The organism is Beijerinckia sp. L45, from assembly GCF_009765775.1.
Lineage (GTDB): Bacteria > Pseudomonadota > Alphaproteobacteria > Rhizobiales > Beijerinckiaceae > RH-AL1.
Window position 1 is genome coordinate 25,209 of sequence record NZ_LMUU01000223.1, and the last position, 704, is coordinate 25,912.

At 55.7% G+C, this 704-nt stretch carries 1 protein-coding gene; it reads left to right on the top strand.

All coding sequences use genetic code 11. The annotated features are described in order from the left end of the window. Positions 1–420, top strand: a 420-nt coding sequence (locus GSQ79_RS29855) for an IS630 family transposase (protein ID WP_246725541.1), incomplete at its 5' end; no start/stop codon positions are given. Positions 421–704: the final 284 nt, after the last annotated feature.

Sequence of the window (704 nt, forward strand, 5' to 3'; positions counted from 1 at the left end):
GCCCTTGATACAATCAACGGCAAGGTCATCGGACGCTGCGTTGCGCGTCACCGGCATCAGGAGTTCATCGGCTTTCTCGCCACCATCGAGCGGGCTGTTCCCGCCGGAAAGATCATTCACGCCATCGCCGACAATTATGCGGCGCACAAACATCCCGAGGTCAAGGCGTGGTTAGCAGACCATCCGCGCTGGACGCTTCACTTCACCCCGACGTCGTGCTCCTGGTTGAACGCCGTCGAAGGCTTCTTCTCAAAGCTCACACGGCAGAGCCTTCGCAGGGGCGTGTTCCGATCCGTGGATGACCTCAAGAGGACGATCGCTCGCTACATCGTCAGCGCAAACAAGCACCCAAGGCCCTTCGTCTGGACCGCATCGGCACAGGCCATTCGCAACAGGCTCAACGAAGAACCATCCGTCTGAGTCAGTGCACTAGCGTCAGTCTGAGAAGCAAGGTGATAGACAGGAATGTTTTGATAAAGTCACCGATCATGAATGATGGTCGATACCCACTGCTCTATTTACGTCAACCATATGTCTAAGGATTAGAAAACCCCGCTTCGGCAGGGAGCCAGAAGCGGGGCGAAGTTGAGGAGGAAACATTAGGCACTTTCGTTTGCGCAAACATCGGTACCGGCGGGATCCTGGACTAGAGCGGTTTCCACTTAGATCGAGGCGTAGCCATCGTAAGCGATGTAGTTTGCGCA